At 44.6% G+C, this 17860-nt stretch carries 16 protein-coding genes and 1 pseudogene; 10 read left to right on the forward strand and 7 right to left on the reverse strand.

Features of this window, described 5'->3' with window-relative positions:
* Positions 1–216: 216 nt before the first annotated feature.
* From G519_RS44525 to G519_RS0125235, 3 genes are all read right to left on the reverse strand, one after another.
* Complete coding sequence (locus tag G519_RS44525) at positions 217–828, reverse strand: DUF975 family protein (RefSeq protein ID WP_051253674.1); 612 nt, start codon at positions 826–828, stop codon at positions 217–219.
* Positions 829–1070: 242 nt separating this feature from the next.
* Complete coding sequence (locus G519_RS0125225) at positions 1071–2645, reverse strand: phytoene desaturase family protein (RefSeq protein ID WP_029197051.1); 1575 nt, start codon at positions 2643–2645, stop codon at positions 1071–1073.
* A gap of 389 nt (positions 2646–3034) precedes the next feature.
* A complete protein-coding gene (locus G519_RS0125235) occupies positions 3035–3808 on the reverse strand; it encodes a phytanoyl-CoA dioxygenase family protein (protein WP_029197052.1) in 774 nt (257 codons plus the stop codon).
* A 140-nt stretch (positions 3809–3948) separates the two neighbouring features.
* Here G519_RS0125235 and G519_RS0125240 point away from each other — a divergent pair, with 140 nt between their 5' ends.
* The 3 genes and pseudogenes from G519_RS0125240 to G519_RS44530 all read left to right on the forward strand — a co-directional run bounded on the left by G519_RS0125240 (position 3949) and on the right by G519_RS44530 (position 7417).
* Positions 3949–4818, forward strand: coding sequence for an AraC family transcriptional regulator (locus G519_RS0125240; protein ID WP_029197053.1), 870 nt, complete (start codon positions 3949–3951; stop codon positions 4816–4818).
* 124 nt (positions 4819–4942) lie between these two features.
* The gene (locus G519_RS0125245; RefSeq protein ID WP_029197054.1) at positions 4943–5824 is read left to right on the forward strand and encodes a glycosyltransferase family 2 protein; all 882 of its coding nucleotides are present in this window, start codon (positions 4943–4945) and stop codon (positions 5822–5824) included.
* 212 nt (positions 5825–6036) lie between these two features.
* Positions 6037–7417, forward strand: a pseudogene (locus tag G519_RS44530) (NCS1 family nucleobase:cation symporter-1).
* Between the two features lie 64 nt (positions 7418–7481).
* On the opposite strand, the gene G519_RS0125255 reads toward G519_RS44530, so the two are convergent.
* Positions 7482–8306: a phytanoyl-CoA dioxygenase family protein gene (locus tag G519_RS0125255; RefSeq protein WP_029197055.1), complete on the reverse strand. Its 825-nt coding sequence runs from the start codon at positions 8304–8306 to the stop codon at positions 7482–7484.
* A 198-nt stretch (positions 8307–8504) separates the two neighbouring features.
* Between G519_RS0125255 and G519_RS0125260 the strand changes: the two genes are divergently transcribed.
* The 4 genes from G519_RS0125260 (at position 8505) to G519_RS0125275 (ending at position 12726) form a co-directional block, all read left to right on the forward strand.
* Positions 8505–9338, forward strand: a complete 834-nt coding sequence (locus tag G519_RS0125260) for a helix-turn-helix domain-containing protein (protein WP_029197056.1) — start codon at positions 8505–8507, stop codon at positions 9336–9338.
* Between the two features lie 572 nt (positions 9339–9910).
* Positions 9911–10939 carry a GntR family transcriptional regulator gene (locus tag G519_RS0125265; RefSeq protein WP_029197057.1) on the forward strand — a complete coding sequence of 343 codons (1029 nt, stop codon included), beginning with the start codon at positions 9911–9913 and terminating at the stop codon, positions 10937–10939.
* 9 nt (positions 10940–10948) lie between these two features.
* Positions 10949–12427, forward strand: a complete 1479-nt coding sequence (locus tag G519_RS0125270) for an alpha-N-arabinofuranosidase (RefSeq protein ID WP_029197058.1) — start codon at positions 10949–10951, stop codon at positions 12425–12427.
* A 14-nt stretch (positions 12428–12441) separates the two neighbouring features.
* Positions 12442–12726 (forward strand): hypothetical protein, encoded by a 285-nt coding sequence (locus G519_RS0125275; protein WP_051253675.1) that lies wholly within the window; start codon positions 12442–12444, stop codon positions 12724–12726.
* A 65-nt stretch (positions 12727–12791) separates the two neighbouring features.
* Here G519_RS0125275 and G519_RS0125280 read toward each other — a convergent pair whose 3' ends face one another.
* A complete protein-coding gene (locus tag G519_RS0125280; protein WP_029197060.1) occupies positions 12792–13628 on the reverse strand; it encodes a phytanoyl-CoA dioxygenase family protein in 837 nt (278 codons plus the stop codon).
* A 174-nt stretch (positions 13629–13802) separates the two neighbouring features.
* On the opposite strand from G519_RS0125280, the gene G519_RS0125285 reads away from it, so the two are divergent.
* Positions 13803–14672, forward strand: a complete 870-nt coding sequence (locus tag G519_RS0125285) for a helix-turn-helix domain-containing protein (RefSeq protein WP_029197061.1) — start codon at positions 13803–13805, stop codon at positions 14670–14672.
* 76 nt (positions 14673–14748) lie between these two features.
* Here G519_RS0125285 and G519_RS0125290 read toward each other — a convergent pair whose 3' ends face one another.
* Positions 14749–15831, reverse strand: a complete 1083-nt coding sequence (locus G519_RS0125290) for a Gfo/Idh/MocA family protein (protein ID WP_029197062.1) — start codon at positions 15829–15831, stop codon at positions 14749–14751.
* Between the two features lie 188 nt (positions 15832–16019).
* Between G519_RS0125290 and G519_RS49270 the strand changes: the two genes are divergently transcribed.
* Positions 16020–16463 (forward strand): MerR family transcriptional regulator, encoded by a 444-nt coding sequence (locus G519_RS49270; protein WP_051253676.1) that lies wholly within the window; start codon positions 16020–16022, stop codon positions 16461–16463.
* Positions 16464–16497: 34 nt separating this feature from the next.
* The gene (locus G519_RS48490; RefSeq protein ID WP_327195623.1) at positions 16498–17109 is read left to right on the forward strand and encodes a class I SAM-dependent methyltransferase; all 612 of its coding nucleotides are present in this window, start codon (positions 16498–16500) and stop codon (positions 17107–17109) included.
* A gap of 34 nt (positions 17110–17143) precedes the next feature.
* Here G519_RS48490 and G519_RS0125300 read toward each other — a convergent pair whose 3' ends face one another.
* Positions 17144–17860, reverse strand: a complete 717-nt coding sequence (locus G519_RS0125300) for a response regulator transcription factor (RefSeq protein WP_029197063.1) — start codon at positions 17858–17860, stop codon at positions 17144–17146.

Here is a 17860-nt window from a genome sequence, read left to right on the forward strand (position 1 = left end):
ATTAAATTATATAGTTCTATATATGGACTTAACGTCATGGATCGCTGTTGTTGAATCAACACACTCACCTACTCCAGATTAATACCCTAATCATACCGAAAAAAAGGTACAGCATCCTCAATTTTTTTGAGTGGCTATACCCCTTTGATGTAGTTAAGGAACTTTTTCAGTGGCCTCGATTCATCGACAGGCTCTTTTTACTATTTCCCTCACAAACTAAACATAAGTCAAATTCAACTCTGCGCTGCTGCTTAACCCATCATGCAACGCCTGCATGCGAAGGACCAAGTAAAGCTCCGCTTTGGTTGAGTTATAGTAAGGCAATACGAATAAAACACCTATTCCCAGTGCTATAGTTCCTAGAATAAACCATCCGATAAAAGAAAGATCCAATACAAACATCTTCCACTTATGCCCGCGTGTCATTTGATTACTTAGATCAACAGCTCTCTTCATCCCAATCCCAGGATTATCCGCCAAAATATAAGGCGTCATGCTGTACGCGTACGATTTCACGATGCCTGGAATAATGAGCAGCAAAAACCATAAAAAATTAAGCAAGCCGCTCCAAAACATACCTTTAACAATTGCTAAGTAGTTGCCTTTCGTAAACGAGTAAACGAGGTAATTCATGTTTACATCTTCTGTAGCAGCCTGTTTAAAATATTGCTGTACGCTCACTTCAAGCGGAGCCACAACGAAGATATTAAAAGCTATCGCCACTAGTCCAATTAGGACTGCGAAGAAGGCAATGATAAGGATAATAGCGAGACCCGCTCCGTCGGAGACGTCACCCATTCCGCCGCCGCTAAACCCAGGAAGACTCATTGATGTGCCTCCACCCGAATTAACTGAGCAGCTTTATACCCCTCCACTAACTACAGCTAATACCAAACTGACAAGAAAAGCTTTCCAATACGATGTCCGTAGCACGTTTTTTGCTCTGTTTTTTAACTCCCTGCGAGTCCAATACAAGTTATTCCCCCCTATACTTACTATATTTACCACCACCTATCGTACCTCAGAAATCAGAAAAGCGGAATACCTCCAGGACACTCCGCCATTCCTCTTTATTTCAATAGCTTTTGGGCGACTATATAACCCGAGCCTCCATTGATCCCGTGCCCTGGCCAAGTTGCCGCCCCCAACATATATACGTTTGGAATTTCTGTTTGATGACTCGGCTGACCCGGTAGGGGACGAAACAGGTAACTTTGCGCCAAATCATGTGCCCCGCCATACGGATCACCTGGACCGGAATTAGGATTAAATCTGGCAATCGTATCAGGCGTGACAACGGCATGGCCAATAATGGCACTTGGAATATTAGGGATATGCTTGCCTACAATCGAAAGTACTCGCTCAGTGAAACGCTCTGTTAGCTCCGGTGTCCAACTGCCATCCCCGACATCGATAAGTCCAGAGGCATCGCCGCGAGGACGACAAGGTACCTCTAGCACCTGAATACGCATGATAGCCTTTCCTTCAGGCGCACGGGACGGATCCAGATTCGTAGAACAATCCACAGTGAAAGTCGGCTTGGCTGGAAGCAAATCCGCCATTCCTTGTGCAATAGCCTGTGTGAATCCATCGAGCCCATCTGTTAAATGCGGCTGGCCGACCTTGTCAAAGCGATTATCTGGCCATTGCGGCGGCTCACTCAGAGCGAGATGGATCTGTACACAGCCCCTGCCATAACGGAACCGCTTTGCTTGTTCGAGCAGCGGTCGACTAATCTCAGCATCAGCCAAGAGTGAGAGATACAGTCGATCTGGACTTGTTGACGCTACGACTGCCTGCTTAGCCCGGTACTCCTCTCCTTTCGAAGTCCGCACACCAACGGCACGTCCGTTTTTCACTTCTATTCGCACCGCTTCTTGCTCCGTAAGGATGATCTCGCCTTGGTCCTGAATAAGCCGGGCAAGTGCTTGGGCAAGCTTTTCGCTTCCACCTTCCGGAATTGGCATTCCCCCTCCCATCAATGCCATGGCTGTGAGAGGTACCCAAATCCCGCTGCCAACTTCATCAGGCGTACGCCCAAGATGAGAAACCCACGGCGCCAACATCGCTCGGAGTACAGGTGATTGAAAGGAACTTACGGTATTACGAGCGGTCGAGAAGATGGATGCCGCAAATTCAGAGTATCCTTTACTTCCCTTATTATGTAAAAGCCTCTCGATGATAGCTGAGGCTTTGGAGCGCGATAGATCCAAATTAAATAAAGCAAAAACATCCGCTGCATAAGGATTGAATGCCTCGAACATGGCCGATAAGGCAGCTCCATCGCCAGGAGCAAGTCGTTCGGATTCTGCAAATAACGCCTCGAATGATCGTGAGAATACAGCCGTTTGCCCGTCCTCCATGGAGACCCCAGTTGGCAGGTCCGTGTTTAAGTAGCGTAACCCGCGAGCCTCTAGAGCTTCGCCAAGATCGGCATAGGCCGGGCCTGTCAATAGAAGAGGATGTGCCGCTGCATAAACATCATGCTTGAACCCCGGTAAAGTAAGCTCCTCCGTACGCAGGAAACCGCCTGGACGATCATTTTTCTCCAGAACGAGTACGCTCCTCCTAGCTCGTGTTAAATAAGCAGCGGTAATTAGAGCATTGTGGCCACTCCCAATTAGGATGACATCGAACGTTTTCAACTCCCATTCCCTCCTCACAATTACTTCCATCATAGATAATACTAACCTAATGACTGTAAAAGGTTTGCCTCTTCTTGTCGACAGTTCCAATCCTATTTATATTCGTCATTTTAATAGGTTATAATAGATTTATCTTAAAATAAGAGGGTCTGATATGACGGAATCACAACGTATCAACTGCATGAAATGCCAACATTTCTACATTACATGGGATGCCAATTTTCCTAGAGGCTGCAAAGCATACGGCTTCAAAACACAGACAATGCCCAGTCTTAGTGTACTTTCATCTTCTGGTAAGCCCTGTATGAATTTTGAACCGAAAGCAGATTCCCAACAGAAGAAATGAGAAAAAAAAGAGGCCACCCTAAGGCGCCTCCTACTTCCTTGTACTAGATAATTTTATAATCAGGTTTTACCTTCGTGAAATTCGGATTCTTCCCGCTAACCATAAGACCCATTCCCCAGTCAAAATGCGTATTTTCAGTCGGAAAATCACTGGCGTCGCGGTATTGGAACAACACATTCCTTCTTGTTCTAGAGCTCTTATTCGACTCTGATCCGTGAATGGTCAAGTAATTGAAGAACAGAACATCACCCGCTTCAGCCACGCAAGGTGTCCCTTCTTTAATCGGATATTCCTTATGATTCAAATAATACGAGCCAACATGCGGCAAGGAGCCGGTGCGATGCGAGCCTGGAATGACACGCAGGCAGCCGTTCTCCTCATCGGCATGATCTAGATGCACACTTGCAGCTAGCATGGTGTGCTTTTCGTGCGGAAAATAAGGATAATCTTGATGCATCGGGAAAGCTGCGCCATTCTCTGGCGGTTTAACGAGCATTTTGGAATGATGCAGCTGCACGTTTGGTCCAATAATTTGGGTCAACACAGCAGCCATATTCGGATGAATCACAGCGCGCATAAAAGCGGCATCGTGATAATGCACATCATGAAAGCCTTTTAAGACAAGCTTTTTCAGCTCCTCTGGCGGAAGAAAGTCGCCTTGCCATTGTGAATTATAATCATTCTTTGATTGTGCAGCACGGCTGATGATCCCCTCTACCCCTTGTCTCATTTCTTCAACTTCCTGTTGATTGAAAACTCCCTTAACGAGTAAATACCCATTTTCTTTATAAAAATCTACATCTTTTTGTTCGATCACAGGCCATTCCTCCATTTATCTGGTTGATATTTATTCGTTTTCTTATTTATAATTATAGGAAAATGAATGGCATTCTGTCTTTTTCTCCAAAGGACACCTTTTTGCAGAATAAGGACATTTTGATATAAAGGACGTAGCCTATGTATCTATGTAAAGAAACCGATTCAATGCTTAATGAAGTCCTGAACGTCATTCATGGACCCGCCGCTTGCTTCAAAATTCAATATTGGGGAGTCAACCCTTGCCTATTTGATAATCAACCCCATAAGCATTCTTTCTTTGAGGTTTGTTATATCATGGATGGAGAAGGTGAGTATACGGAAAAAGATGTTGTCTATCCACTCAAGGCAGGTACACACTTTTGTTCGAGACCGGGGATTAATCATCAAATTCGAACGAAAGAAGGCTTATTTATTGTTTATGTCGCATTCGAATTAGATGAAGCACAAAGCGATGATACTATGCGTGAAGCCTTCAGCGATCTAGCTGAGCATGCCGAGGTTTGCATCCATGAAGCAGATCATCACCCAACTGCCCACTTGTGGAAGTCACTCTTGATTCAAGAAGGGAAGGGAAGCTTGCCGCCAGCTGCGATTCCCTCGCTTGCCTACGCACTGCTAGTTTCCTTTCTGACTCTATTCGGAAAAGACATGACTAAACCTTACTTTCACCGTAAAAATACCCATATTCTGCTGCAGCGCGCCAAGCTTTATATCCGCGACAATTTATCGCAGCCGCTTCATCTTGGGCATGTCGCTGGCTATCTCAACGTCTCAAAACGTCATCTATCACGCTTGTTCTCAGAGGGCATTCACGAGACTTTTACCGACTTTATTCGAAGTGAACGCATACGTCAAGCGGCTCACCTGCTACTGACAAGCGAGCTTTCCATTAAAGAAATTGCCGAAGTGACAGGCTTTTCTTCTGTCCATTATTTTTCACGTACTTTTATGGAAGAGAAGAATCTGCCACCAGGCAAGTTCCGACAGCAGGAGAAGAATCTTTTGTAAGCATTTTTAATCGTGCTAGGTAGCCAAACGTGCATTTCTTTAGTCTGATATGACAGTTATACGTATCGATTTATAACTCTCTCACATAAAATAAATAGACTGATAACAAGTGGGAGGTGTTACTATGGCTAGAGTAACTGTACTAATGCCTGTTTATAACGTGTCATTATATATCGATGAATCTATTTCTAGTATATTGCAGCAAACTTTCCAGGATTTCGAATTTCTTATTATTGATGATGGTTCAACGGATGGGACTTTAGAAAAAATTCAAAAGTACCATGATAGCAGAATTAAGTTAATCGTTCATTCTACTAACATGGGATTGGTAGAATCTTTGAATCAGGGTATTTCCTTATCCACGGGAGATTATATTGCACGAATGGATGGCGATGATGTTAGTCTGCCGCGTAGATTAGAGCGTCAAGTAGCTTTCATGGACTTAAATCAACATATTGGAGTTTGTGGTGGGCAAGCCCAGTTCATGGGGAAGAATCAAATAACAAGGGCGCCACTAAGTCATGAGGAAATCAGATGTTTTCAACTTTTTCACTGTACTTTTGCGCATCCTAGCGTTATCTTTCGAAAGTCTATAATTGATACCTACGGAGTAAGGTATTTCCCTTACAAACACGCGGAGGATTATGATATTTGGAATCGTCTTGCGGATTTTACTCAGCTCACTAATTTACCCGAAGTATTAATAATTCTCAGACAGCATAGCAACCAAGTATCTGTAGCCTCGAAGTGGGTTCAAGATCGTAACGCCGATGCCATTAGAATGTATCAACTGCATCAACTTGATTTATATCCAACGGAGGAAGAGTACCGGTTACATTTAGATTTCTCTGACTTTAAGATTCGCGTTCATGATTTCGTTCATTATTCAAATTGCCTTGCATGGGCGCATAAAATATTAGAAGCAAATTATAAAAAACAAAAATATGATCACGAAACATTAAATCGGGTCCTATCTCAATTCTTTAGTTTATCTGAAGTGAATTAATAAATTAAAACCACCCCTCTTTGGGGTGGTTTTAATTTATTTGGCACCCGTTGTATATCGATCCCCATACATTCCCCTACTGGGCTCGAAAAAACATAAATAAAATGCTGAATGTATTTAGAACCACAAAATATAATCTACTAATGGACTGGGTTCCCCATCCGGCCGTAACCTTCCAAAAAGCATTTACAATTTTATTAGGAGGAATCTTTATGCAACTGCAGGTTGAAGAGAATGGCATCGTAACACTGACTCCGGAAGGTGAGGAGCTCATTAAAGACAGCCCCATGTATAACGAAGGGTTGCGTCCAACGAGAAAAAATGAACATAACTGGACAGCTTACAACTTTGCCAGCTTGTGGATCGGCATGTGCATTTGTCTTCCGTCTTACGCGCTTGCTGCCGGGTTAATTTCGCTTGGGATGAATTGGTGGCAAGCGGTTGGAACGATTGTTTTGGGCAATCTGATTGTACTCATCCCCATTTTATTAAATGCTCATGCCGGAACAAAGTATGGTATTCCATATCCGGTCTATGCTCGTCTCTGGTTCGGCTCAAGAGGCGCGCATATTCCATCGATGGCTCGAGGCATTATTGGCGCAGGCTGGTTCGGTATTAACTGTTGGTTCGCCGCCGGAGCGCTTGATACCCTTCTAGTCGCCATGAGCGGCTGGGGAAATATAGCCGGACACCTTGGAATTTCCTTTGCAATCATGTGGACCTTGAATGTCTGGATTGCTTACAGAGGACCTGATGCTATTCGCCGGATGGAATTCTGGGCGGCTCCCACTTTAATTGTGATGAGTCTTGCGTTATTGGTATGGGCTTTAACTTCTGCAGGGGGTTGGGGTCCGATGCTATCCGCTCCTTCTAAATTGACCTCCACAGGAGAATTCATGAAAGTCTTCTTCCCATCCTTAACAGGAGCGATTGCTTTTTGGGCAACTTTGGCACTGAACATTCCTGATTTCTGTCGTTATTCCAAAAGCCAAAAAGCGCAAATTATCGGTCAATCTACCTCGATGCCTGCAACAATGGGCCTGTTCTCCTTCATCGGCGTCGCCGTTGCTTCTGCCACAGTCGTTATTTTTGGCGAAGCCATCTGGGATCCCGCTGCTATATTAGCTAAATTTTCACCCTTTGTCATCTTCCTTGGAACCTTAGGGATTATTTTAGCTACAGTCACAACAAACGTAGCGGCAAATGTCATTGCACCTTGGGAACTATATTTTCATCTGGCTTGGAACATACGGCGCATTATTAGGTCCCATAGATGGAATTGCGATTGCAGATTACTGGTTCGTTCGTAAGAGCAGAATCCATTTATCGGAGCTCTATCAACTTGACGGAAGATATTCCTACCGCGGTGGCTTTAATCAAAAAGCAATTTATGCTCTCTTAATTGGTATTATCATCCCATTAGTATGTAAATACATAACCCCATTAACTTTCGTCTGGGACGGGGCATGGATTTTCGGATTAATCCTCTCCATGTTCTTTTATACATGGTTTATGAACAACGATGGATCTTTGGTTTCCCATACGGAATATAAATCCGTCACTAAACATATTGGCCAAAAAACCTCTGTGTGACGAGATGCTGAAGAGGCTGTCCCTTAGGTCGCTGTGGACCTTTAGGGACAGCCTCGATTTGCCCTTATTTAGAGTGACCCTTCGGCTTTTTGCCGCTCCATCTTTCGTCTACTTTCTCATTGGCGGATTGGTATCTCGCGTCTACACTGATCCGATACTGGTTCGTCGTATTCTCGAGCGAACAGTGCATTAAATACATACCAAAAATGATAACATCTCCTGCATGAAATTCCGTTGTCGCCCACTGGCCGCCAAATTTCTCCGTAATGACCAGCGGATCATCGGTATAGTGCCCAATACCGTCCCTATCCGAATCCTTTGTGCCGTAAGAACGTTTCAATTCTTCGAAACGGTGTGAACCGAGACAAATGGCCAAACCACCCATTTCATACGAAACGTCTCCCAGTGGAGACCATACGGTGTAGACGTTTTGCGTTCCTCTACCCATATAGACAATGTCATAGTGAGCCCCTGTGAAATCCCCTTTACCGACCGCACGAAGCCATTTGTAATGATACGTTAACGACTGTTCGCCAAGGAGTTCATCAAAAAAGCGCATGATATGATCTCCATTTAAAACATTAAGCAGAGCGGGCAGATCCTCATTTGTCCCCCCCATGAAAATGCTTTTGCTGCCGTCGGCCATGACGCCCTCTTCCAACAGCGTGTCCCGATCCAACTTGCCCATTCGGTCCATTTTTTCCAAAATACTTGTTCGGGCATTGAGCACCTTATCTCGATCATGGAATCCGCGGATCAACAAATACCCATCTTCCTCCATACGTTCGCGAAGTGCCCACACATCGTGCAAAATATCATTCGAACTTCTGAGCTCCGTTAAGTGCTGACCTTCCATCTCCAATTCGCGACTGCCTACCTTCACCATCATTTGCACATACACTCCTCTGCTTATTCAAGATCAAGTCATTTCGTTTGTGGCTTATGTATTAAGTGTAGGGGAAATCGACGAATTCATCCATGGATAGCTGTATTTAATTCATGTATAATTGTACAAATAATGAGTTAAATTTGAGTATAAACAACTAATCTAATGTATTATAGAACGAAGTTGGGGTGGTGGAAAACGATGTCCTACATGAATATCCCGTATGGATTAGAGGAGAAGGATGTTCCCCTTTGCAAATTTATTTCCATTTGGGAAGTGCAGGCAGACGACGCTTATCAAATTAGTAAAAAGGAGGGATTCGACACCCCCGGCCTGTTTATCACCTATGAAGGAAAAGGAACCCTTTCTCAATTAAATGACACCTATGAACTACACGCAGGCACATTTTTTTTCGTTCAGGAGGGAATTCCGTCTACGTATAGATGTCAAAATAATGATTGGAAGTTTTATTTTCTTGACTTCAGCAGCCCGGACATGCCGCTCCTTCTCCAGCTTCCCGTCTGTGAGATCGTTTCAACGGGTAAAATCGCTGAAGCCGTTCAAATATGTGAGCGAATGATCAACAACCTGATTGCACAACCAACCGGATACGCTTACTCTGCTAACATACTGCTGCAGGAAGTACTACTCCTTTTCGCCCGAGAGCAATCGGTTGCGTCTACCTCCCGTCATACGGAGCTCGACAAAATACTCATCTATATACATAAAAATATGGCCAAACCGATCCGAGTCGAAGAACTCGTACAACTTAGCGGCTTGTCCCGTACGTCCTTCTTTACCCGTTTTCGTTCCATAACCGGACTATCCCCTAGCGATTATATGTTGAAGCTAAAACTAGAGTCGGCGAAAGTATCTCTCGAGACGACAAATTTGTCAGTTAAAGAAATCGCAGCTAACCTACATTTTTATGACGAATTTCACTTCTCTAAGCTGTTTAAGAGAACCTGCGGCCTCTCCCCAAGCGCATTTCGCCGTCTGCACGATGATAAAAAAGTGGTCAAATCCACTGGATGATAGGTCGGCTTGAAAGCGAAACTGTGGAGTGATTTCGAACATTAAGGCTGCAAATCTGAGGATCGCGGGGAACGAGGAGACGTTATTTCGGTGATTATGTCGATGCGGGACCCGCACGCGGGACGTAGTGGCGATATTTTGGCGTTTTACCGGTTTTTCCACCTCGAAAGCGGGAAATAGAGGCTCCTCGTTCCGCGAAAACGTGAATTACGCGGTTTTGAGCAAAATAAAACTTCTACGTTCCGCTAAAATCTGGTGATGCCGGGTGCGTGTTGAGTTTGGGATACAAATATAAGAGAATATATTCACAGGTGGATGAACTATTATTGTTTGGCTACTTAGTAAAAGGAGCGGCTGTAAAGATCCCTGACGGTCCTTTTAGGTTTAGAGGATCTCCGTAATTCTGTATTCACGTCCCCGTGGGACTGCCTCTCCATAAACGGTAATAAACTGAATTACAACTCACACAACAACAAAAAAACAAAAATAATGATGGACTAACTCCGTTCCGCGTGGTATCTTATTGGTATTAAATAGTTATTATTTTGGTATTGAATGGTGGTCCTGCTTGCATGGAAAAATCTCCGCTTGTCAAAGAAAAACTGATCGAACAGCTGCGCCATCAGATTCAATCCTTACAAACCGATCAACTTGTTAAGATTCCTTCTGAGCGGGATTTGGCCGAAAGCTTTGATGCTAGCCGCGTCAGCGTACGTGCTGCGATTAAAATTCTTGTTAACGAGGGCCTATTGGTCCAGCTGCGGGGCAAAGGAACTTATATTGTCCCTTCTGTCCTCTTGGACACGTTGTATGTATTGTGCTCTCGGGATATTAAAGGTAATGACCCCTTCTATACGAATTTCCTTGTTGAGATCACCAACTTAGCAGCCAAACAAGCCATAAAGATATCTATGGTTAACCCTGAGCATCCTATGGAGTCTTCTATTCCAAGTCCGCTTGTCATCATTGGTCAGATCGACGATGTGACATTAGATGAGCTCAAAGCAGCATCCGGCCAGCTATTTTCCATTCAACGTTATGCGCATCGCGATGATATCATCCAAATTTACTTTGATGACTATCGCATCGGCAGCAAAGCAGCCAAAACGCTTTACGATAATGGTCACCGTACCTTCACACTTCTTGGAGGACCTGATAAATACGACTCATCGCGTTTAAGAAAACAAGGCTTTCTTGAATATTGCGGGCAGCAAGGTGTCCAAGTACAGGTCATTACCGAGAAAATGAATTGGGAAGGCGGACGGAGAGCAGCTGACACCTTACTTTCAAGCGGTCTTACAGATGCCGTCTTTGCCGTCAACGATTGGATGGCTGCTGGATTTATTCAGGGCTTGCGCGAAAATGGTTATCAGGTCCCAGCGGATGTTTCGGTTATCGGATGCGATGATATTCCACTCGCTGCCCAAATTTCCCCACGACTTACGACTTTCAGTTTGGATGCTAAGCATTTAGTTGAGGAGCTGCTTTCAGCGATTCATCGGAACATTTCCAATCAGACTAATTCTAGGGAACAAATTGTACTTTCGGCTGCTTACGTTAGTCGCGAGTCGGTTGCCAATATCAAACGATTAAAGGAGTAGATACCCACTATGGCCAAGCTCATAATAAACGCGGATTCACCGAAAGGCACGATCGATCGCAATATTTATGGTCATTTCTCTGAACATCTGGGACGCTGTATTTATGAGGGGATCTGGGTTGGTCTGGATTCTCCGATTCCGAACACGGAGGGTATGCGCAACGATGTGATCGAAGCTTTGAAAAAACTTCAAATTCCTGTTTTGCGTTGGCCGGGCGGGTGTTTTGCCGATGAATATCACTGGAAAGATGGCGTAGGTCCAGCTGAGAAACGTAAGCGGATGATTAATACGCATTGGGGCGGTGTCTTGGAAAACAACCATTTCGGAACACATGAATTCTTGCGCTTGTGCGAGCTGATTGAAGCGGAGCCTTACATAAGCGGAAATGTTGGAAGCGGTACCGTAGCTGAAATGTCCGAATGGGTTGAGTATATGACCTTCGATGGCGAGTCGCCCATGGCGAACTGGCGTCAGGAGAATGGTCGTGAAAAACCGTGGAAGCTTACCTATTTTGGCGTAGGGAATGAGAACTGGGGCTGTGGCGGTGACATGCGTCCGGAATATTACGCTGACCTTTACCGCAGATATGCGTGTTACGTGCGAAATTATGGGGATAACCGTATTTTCAAAATCGCTTGCGGTGCAAACAGTGCCGACTACAACTGGACGGAAGTATTAATGAGAGAAGCCGCCAAGTATATGGATGGTTTAAGTCTTCATTACTATACCATTCCTACTGGGAATTGGAAGGATAAAGGCTCCGCAACAGACTTTGGGGAACTAGAATGGTTCCAAACCCTTGAGAAAACCTTATTTATGGACGAACTCATTACACGCCATGATACCATTATGACCAAATATGATCCTGAGAAACGAGTTGCCCTCATTGTCGATGAATGGGGAACATGGTTCAATGTAGAGTCTGGAACGAATCCTGGCTTCTTATATCAACAAAATACGATGCGTGATGCGCTCGTCGCCGGAATTAATTTGAACATTTTCCATAAGCATAGTGATCGTGTTCGCATGGCAAACATTGCTCAGGTCGTCAATGTCTTGCAATCCGTCATTCTTACTGAAGGCGCCGACATGCTTCTTACACCTACTTATCATGTTTTTGACATGTACAAAGTTCATCAAGGTGCTAGCCTCATCAGCACTCATGCAGAAAGCCCATCTTATGAGTTGGATGGTAAAAAAATCGATCAACTCAGCGTATCTGCCTCCTTAGATACGGCTAACCAATTACACATTTCGCTATGTAATCTGCACCATTCGGAACATCTTGAAGTAAACTGTGATGTTCGCGGGCGTACGGTGAGATCTGTCACGGGTCGTATTCTAACCTCAGACAACATTCAATCACATAACACCTTCGATGAACCTGAAACGGTAAAACTTATGGATTTCACCAACTTCAGGTTTGAAAATGATCAGCTCATCGTTACACTTCCTGCCAAATCCGTTGTCACGCTTCGTCTTTCTTAGGGAGCGTATCCGATATGGAGAGCCAGAATAACGAAATGAAAGCTATGCCTGCATGCAAAGGTTGTTCCGCAACGGTACATGTGACGCCTGAAGAAATCGCCAAGCTTTTTGGCGAAACGCTCCGAGTACGTAATCTTAAGCTGACTACAGAAGAAGAGTATGATCGGCGGATCGCGATATGCGATGGCTGCAAAGACTATCAATTCGGAACAACATGCCGCTTTTGCGGTTGTCTCATGGCCATTAAGGCCAAGCTATCGGCTGCTCGTTGCCCGGCTCCGCAAGGGAGCAGATGGTAACTCACTCAAGAAAAAGCTCGCCCCCCTTTTCAAAATATGAGGGGAGCGAGCTTTATTTAATTTGCTCAGCGGCTGTAAACCAATGGATTTAAAGCTGTTGCCGCCAAATCGCCTGGTTGAATACCAGGAAACCACGCTTTCAAATCGTTCTCACGCGCTTTACTATCCGGCTCGGCTACTCTAATTCCGTCGGCATAATAAATCACGGTCATCACTTTACGCATAGTGTCCGTAGGATTTCCAGGCGCGCTGTGCAGTGTCCACCCGGAGTGGAACGTTGCATCGCCGGCCTCCATGGAGCCGTGAGACATCGTTTCGAAACCTTTGCCTTCAATGTATCCGGCAAGCGTTCGGTGGGATTCGTCGGAAATGACCATTTTATTAATATAGCCCATAAGGTGGGACTCTGACGCAAATGTCATAGATCCCACCTCTTGAGAAATAGGAACTAATGGCATCCACATCGTAATCGTCTTGTCTGTATCGAGCGGCCAATAGATTTGGTCTTGATGCCATGGCGTATGACCTCCGTGAGGTTCTTTAAACAGGGCTTGATCATGATAAATTCGTACCCCGTCCACCCCCATTAAATCAGCCGCGATTTTAGCAAACCGCTTAGCCATTACGAATCGCATTACCGCTTCACTTTTCTCCCATAGATTTGAGATTTGGATAAAGGCCTTTCCATACGTATCTCGCTGCTCGAGCGGCTTGTCATGCTTATTCAGTTGTTTCACCAAGTGACTAATAACGGGCTCATAGAAAGCGATTTCTGACTCGCTTGCCACCTGTCTAAGAGCAATATGTCCTTTTTTCTGATAGCTTTCTATTTGCTGCGCAGACAATTCATAGTTGTCTTCCATAGGTAAATCATTGCTAAAACTTGTTTCCCGAATGCTCAACCTCTGCTCACCTCTTTGTATAATTATAGCTTTATTATAGGAGTCAAATGGTTCAAAATCTTTGTCAAACAAGGTTTTATTATTGTCAAAAACAACTGGATTAGATGTACATCGAAGTACTAAAATAAGAGATAAGAAGAATTAATTTTCAATTGTAGAGAGAAGGATTCAAGCATGTACACCGAATTATTGAAACAACATTCGATTGTTCCTTTTGTTAGGCAAAGTGAGTTCGCTGTTCGTAAGCCGTGGACATATCCGGAGCGTAGATTGCTTGATTACCTACTCGTTTATATTCAAGAGGGTACTTGCTGTTTTTGGGTAGATCAAAAGAAGTATATGTTTCAAGCGGGTCAATTCTGCCTCGTTCAACCGGGAAGCTTACTAACACTCGAAGGGCTGACTAACACCGTTACGCCTTTTATTCATTTTGATTTATGTTATAATTCCGAACGTGAACACAGCTTCCCCACCCGACCCGGTCAGATTGATTTATCAGCTTATATGAACCTGATGCAGCCAACAATCAACGATCTATATGGGATTCAAATGCCGGTGCAGGTCTATCCCTCCAACCCATCAAAATTAAAAGAAACGCTTTTTCAGGTTATTGAGTATGCTGGGCAGGAAGACCCGCTCATACAGCTGAAAACCCAACATCTCGTTACGGAAATTATCATTTCACTACTAGAGACTTACTATCAGGCGACACAAACACCTGTACATTCATTCAACTGGATTACTTCTTACTTTTCCAATCATCTAAGCGAACCCCTTTCATTAGAGGACATGGCGAATCGAGCCAGCTTATCCGTTTCCAGATTCAGCTTCATGTTCAAACAGCGATACGGTATCTCGCCTCACCAGTATTTAATCAACATGCGGGTTAATCACGCCAAGGAACTGCTCACAAACACAGATCTTAGTCTCGAATCTATAGCCCTCTACTGCGGTTTTGCTGATTTACACCATTTCTCCAAAATGTTTAAAAAAAGAACGGGCTCTACACCTGGTGAACATCGGAAAGCTAGCAAGAGCATTTAATAACAGAAAAAAATCCCCTTCCTCCGATAATCATATCGAAGAAGGGGATCCTTCATTTCCCAGGAAATAGTCGAAACTAGTCGAAATAAACGGCTTTCCCTGTTTTTGCTGATTCATAAATGGCTTCTAAGATTTCAGATACGACACATGCTTGCTCAGGAGTTACAACTGGATCTGTATCATTCTCGATCGCTTGAATCCATAGGCGCATTTCCAAATCCGGCGCACTTTCTGTTTCACCATCGTAGAAGGCTACGCCGCCAGCATTCAATTCAACTTCGGTCGTGTATAAACGGCTGTGCTTCTCACCATTAATACGAAGTCCGCCTTTCATATCAGCGCCGCCCTCAGTTCCGCTAAGTGTACATTTCGCTTCATCCACTTCAAGTGTATTCAGCGCCCAGCTTGATTCAAGAATAATCGTAGCTCCATTTTTCATTGTAATCATACCAAATGCGGAATCCTCAACGGTGAACTTGGAAGGATCCCAAGGTCCCCAAGCATTAGCTGCATTTTCACGTTGGGATAATTTATGATAAGAAGTACCTAGTACGACCTTCGGCTCATAGTTGTTCATCATCCACATGGTTAAATCCAGTGCATGCGTTCCGATATCGATCAGCGGGCCTCCGCCTTGCTTCTCTTCATCAAGGAAAACGCCCCAAGTAGGTACGGCGCGGCGACGAATCGCATGAGCCTTAGCGAAGTAAATCTCACCTAGCTCTCCTTCCGAGCATAATTGGTGCAAATGTTGGCTATCGCCACGGAAGCGGTTGTTGTAACCAACTGTCAGCTTTTTACCAGTACGCTTAGCTGCTTCCACCATACGGCGTGCATCTGCCGCTGTTTTAGCCATAGGTTTCTCAGACATAACGTGCTTGCCTGCTTCTAATGCAGCAATCGTGATTTCCGCATGCGAATCATTTGGCGTACAGACATGAACGATGTCAATGGAGCTGTCTTTTAGAACTTCGCGGTAATCTTCATATACACGAGCGTCTTCTTTGCCATACTTAGCAGCAGCTTCCTGCGCTTTTTCAGAAACGATGTCACAGAAAGCCACCATTTCAACATTCTTTAGTTTGTTCAAACTTGGCATGTGCTTGCCATTGGCAATCCCGCCACAACCAATTATTGCTATACGATACGTTTTTGACATGATAATCCTCCTTAGAGTTTTACTCCAGTAAACCTTTTTTCGTTGTTAAGCCTTAGATTGTATAACCGTTAGGCTTCTCACATTTGCTCATAGCTAGTACTATATAAGAGTATAACAAAAACCAACAAAAATAAAATTTCTGATCTGGCGAAAATTGTATGCAATTGTGCCATGATGGAGGATCATACATGCTGATTAATGAAATTTCCCGCAAACTTGGCATCACAGCAAGAGCCATTCGCTTCTATGAGCAAAAAGGACTACTAACGCCTGCAAAGCAGAAAGAGAATGGTTATCGAACCTACACAGAACAAGATGCGTGGAGATTGCAAACCATTATTTCACTACGGGAAGTGGGAATGACACTCGAAGATATTCGTCAAACCTTAGCCCAAACTGATTTAAATCAACAAGAGGAAGTGCTAAGCGCCCTGCAAATGCAGCGTTCAATGCTGTTTCAACAGTGGACTGAAATGAAACAAATCATCGGAACCATGGATCAGATGATCCAAGCCGCTCAAGGAAGCAGCAACCTGCCGACTGAACTGCTTTACGAGCTGCAAAGAGCTGCGAGACCTAAGGGGAAGCTGGCGCGACTATTGGGATTTCGATCGAAAGGCCCTACAGTTTGATGAGCTGCTCCAGCCTGCTTCCTCGTTTGTAGATATCACAGAAAACGGCCCGCTAAGCGACAACGATAGGAGCTGCTCTCCCGTATATACAAGCTACGAGGCAGCATTAGACAAAATCGTTCAGCTTATCTCCCCTGCGCATGGCCTTAAGGGGCTTGATGTAGGAACAGGCACCGGCAACTTGGCCGGCAAGCTGCAGCAAATCGGCCTCACCATGTCCGCGATCGACCAATCCAAGCAAATGCTCATGCTTTGTGCGGCCAAATATGCGGACATCGAACTTAAGCTCGGCAATGTACTGGCCATTCCATTCATGGATAGTACATTTGATTATGTTGTCAGTTCATTTGCTCTTCATCATCTGACAGAAGCACAAAGAGAGCTAGCCTGGGGTGAAATGCTGCGTGTTTTGAAGCCTGGAGGAGTCATGTGCTTAGCCGATTATATGATGCAAGATCGAAATGAGGCAGATGCCTTTTTAGCCAATCTCATTTCGTCTAAGGCTACCAAGCTGCCTATGATGCATGAGCAGGTCGATCTCTACATGACGCATACCCATATAACGGAGTGGTTACTCTCTCATACACGCCAAGTGAAATCAGAACCATTGGGGAACAGCATCTACGTTGTTTACGCACAAAAATGAGCCTGGGCCGCTATTAACCAGCACCCAAGGCTCATTATTTTTTGACCATACTCGCTACTAACTTGTATCCAACACCGCGGATTGAATCAATTTGTACCGACTGTTGATTCATTTCCAGCTTCTTACGAAGCGAGCTTACATGAACATCTACGGTTCTCTGACCGCCAATATAGTCGAAACCCCAAACGATATTCATAAGATCGTCTCTTGTGACAACAACGCCCGGGCGCTGCACAAGATAAAGCAGGACCTCGAACTCCTTAGGTCTTAACGGAATGGAATCCCCATTCAGAACGACCTCATATTTCTCCGGATAAATGAACAATTCACCCGCCTGAATCACTTTCTCATTGCTCTTAAGTTTGTCCGCTGCCACGTCCTCCGATTGTGTTCTTCGCAGAACGGCAGAGACGCGGGCAAGCAATTCCGCTACTCCAAAGGGCTTCGTTATATAATCATCAGCACCGTGCTTAAGACCTTGCACTACTTCATCCTCGGCATTGCGTGCCGTTAAAATAATAACTGGTGTGCTGTTACCTTTCTGCCTTAGCTTCGCCAATACCTCGAATCCATTCAGTCCAGGCAGCATAATATCCAGAATAATTAAGTCGTAAGTTTGCTGTAACGCCTCTTGAAGTCCATCGCCACCATGATCGACAACCTTCGTATCATACCCGTCCTGAGATAGGTTGTACGAAAGCAATCGAGCTAATGTTGGCTCGTCTTCAATAACTAGTATTTTTTGTGCCAT

This window comes from Paenibacillus alginolyticus DSM 5050 = NBRC 15375, assembly GCF_000422905.1.
Taxonomy (GTDB): domain Bacteria; phylum Bacillota; class Bacilli; order Paenibacillales; family NBRC-103111; genus Paenibacillus_E; species Paenibacillus_E alginolyticus.

Excerpts from the sequence above, each read along its gene's own strand:
- G519_RS0125240 (WP_029197053.1), top strand. The coding sequence starts at position 3,949 with ATGTATCTATGTAAAGAAACCGATTCAATGCTTAATGAAGTCCTGAAC.
- G519_RS0125300 (WP_029197063.1), bottom strand. The coding sequence starts at position 17,860 with ATGGCACAAAAAATACTAGTTATTGAAGACGAGCCAACATTAGCTCGA.
- G519_RS0125270 (WP_029197058.1), top strand. The coding sequence starts at position 10,949 with ATGGCCAAGCTCATAATAAACGCGGATTCACCGAAAGGCACGATCGAT.
- G519_RS0125260 (WP_029197056.1), top strand. The coding sequence starts at position 8,505 with ATGTCCTACATGAATATCCCGTATGGATTAGAGGAGAAGGATGTTCCC.
- G519_RS0125245 (WP_029197054.1), top strand. The coding sequence starts at position 4,943 with ATGGCTAGAGTAACTGTACTAATGCCTGTTTATAACGTGTCATTATAT.
- G519_RS44525 (WP_051253674.1), bottom strand. The coding sequence starts at position 828 with ATGAGTCTTCCTGGGTTTAGCGGCGGCGGAATGGGTGACGTCTCCGAC.
- G519_RS0125265 (WP_029197057.1), top strand. The coding sequence starts at position 9,911 with ATGGAAAAATCTCCGCTTGTCAAAGAAAAACTGATCGAACAGCTGCGC.
- G519_RS49270 (WP_051253676.1), top strand. The coding sequence starts at position 16,020 with ATGCTGATTAATGAAATTTCCCGCAAACTTGGCATCACAGCAAGAGCC.
- G519_RS0125285 (WP_029197061.1), top strand. The coding sequence starts at position 13,803 with ATGTACACCGAATTATTGAAACAACATTCGATTGTTCCTTTTGTTAGG.
- G519_RS0125290 (WP_029197062.1), bottom strand. The coding sequence starts at position 15,831 with ATGTCAAAAACGTATCGTATAGCAATAATTGGTTGTGGCGGGATTGCC.
- G519_RS0125255 (WP_029197055.1), bottom strand. The coding sequence starts at position 8,306 with ATGATGGTGAAGGTAGGCAGTCGCGAATTGGAGATGGAAGGTCAGCAC.
- G519_RS0125275 (WP_051253675.1), top strand. The coding sequence starts at position 12,442 with ATGGAGAGCCAGAATAACGAAATGAAAGCTATGCCTGCATGCAAAGGT.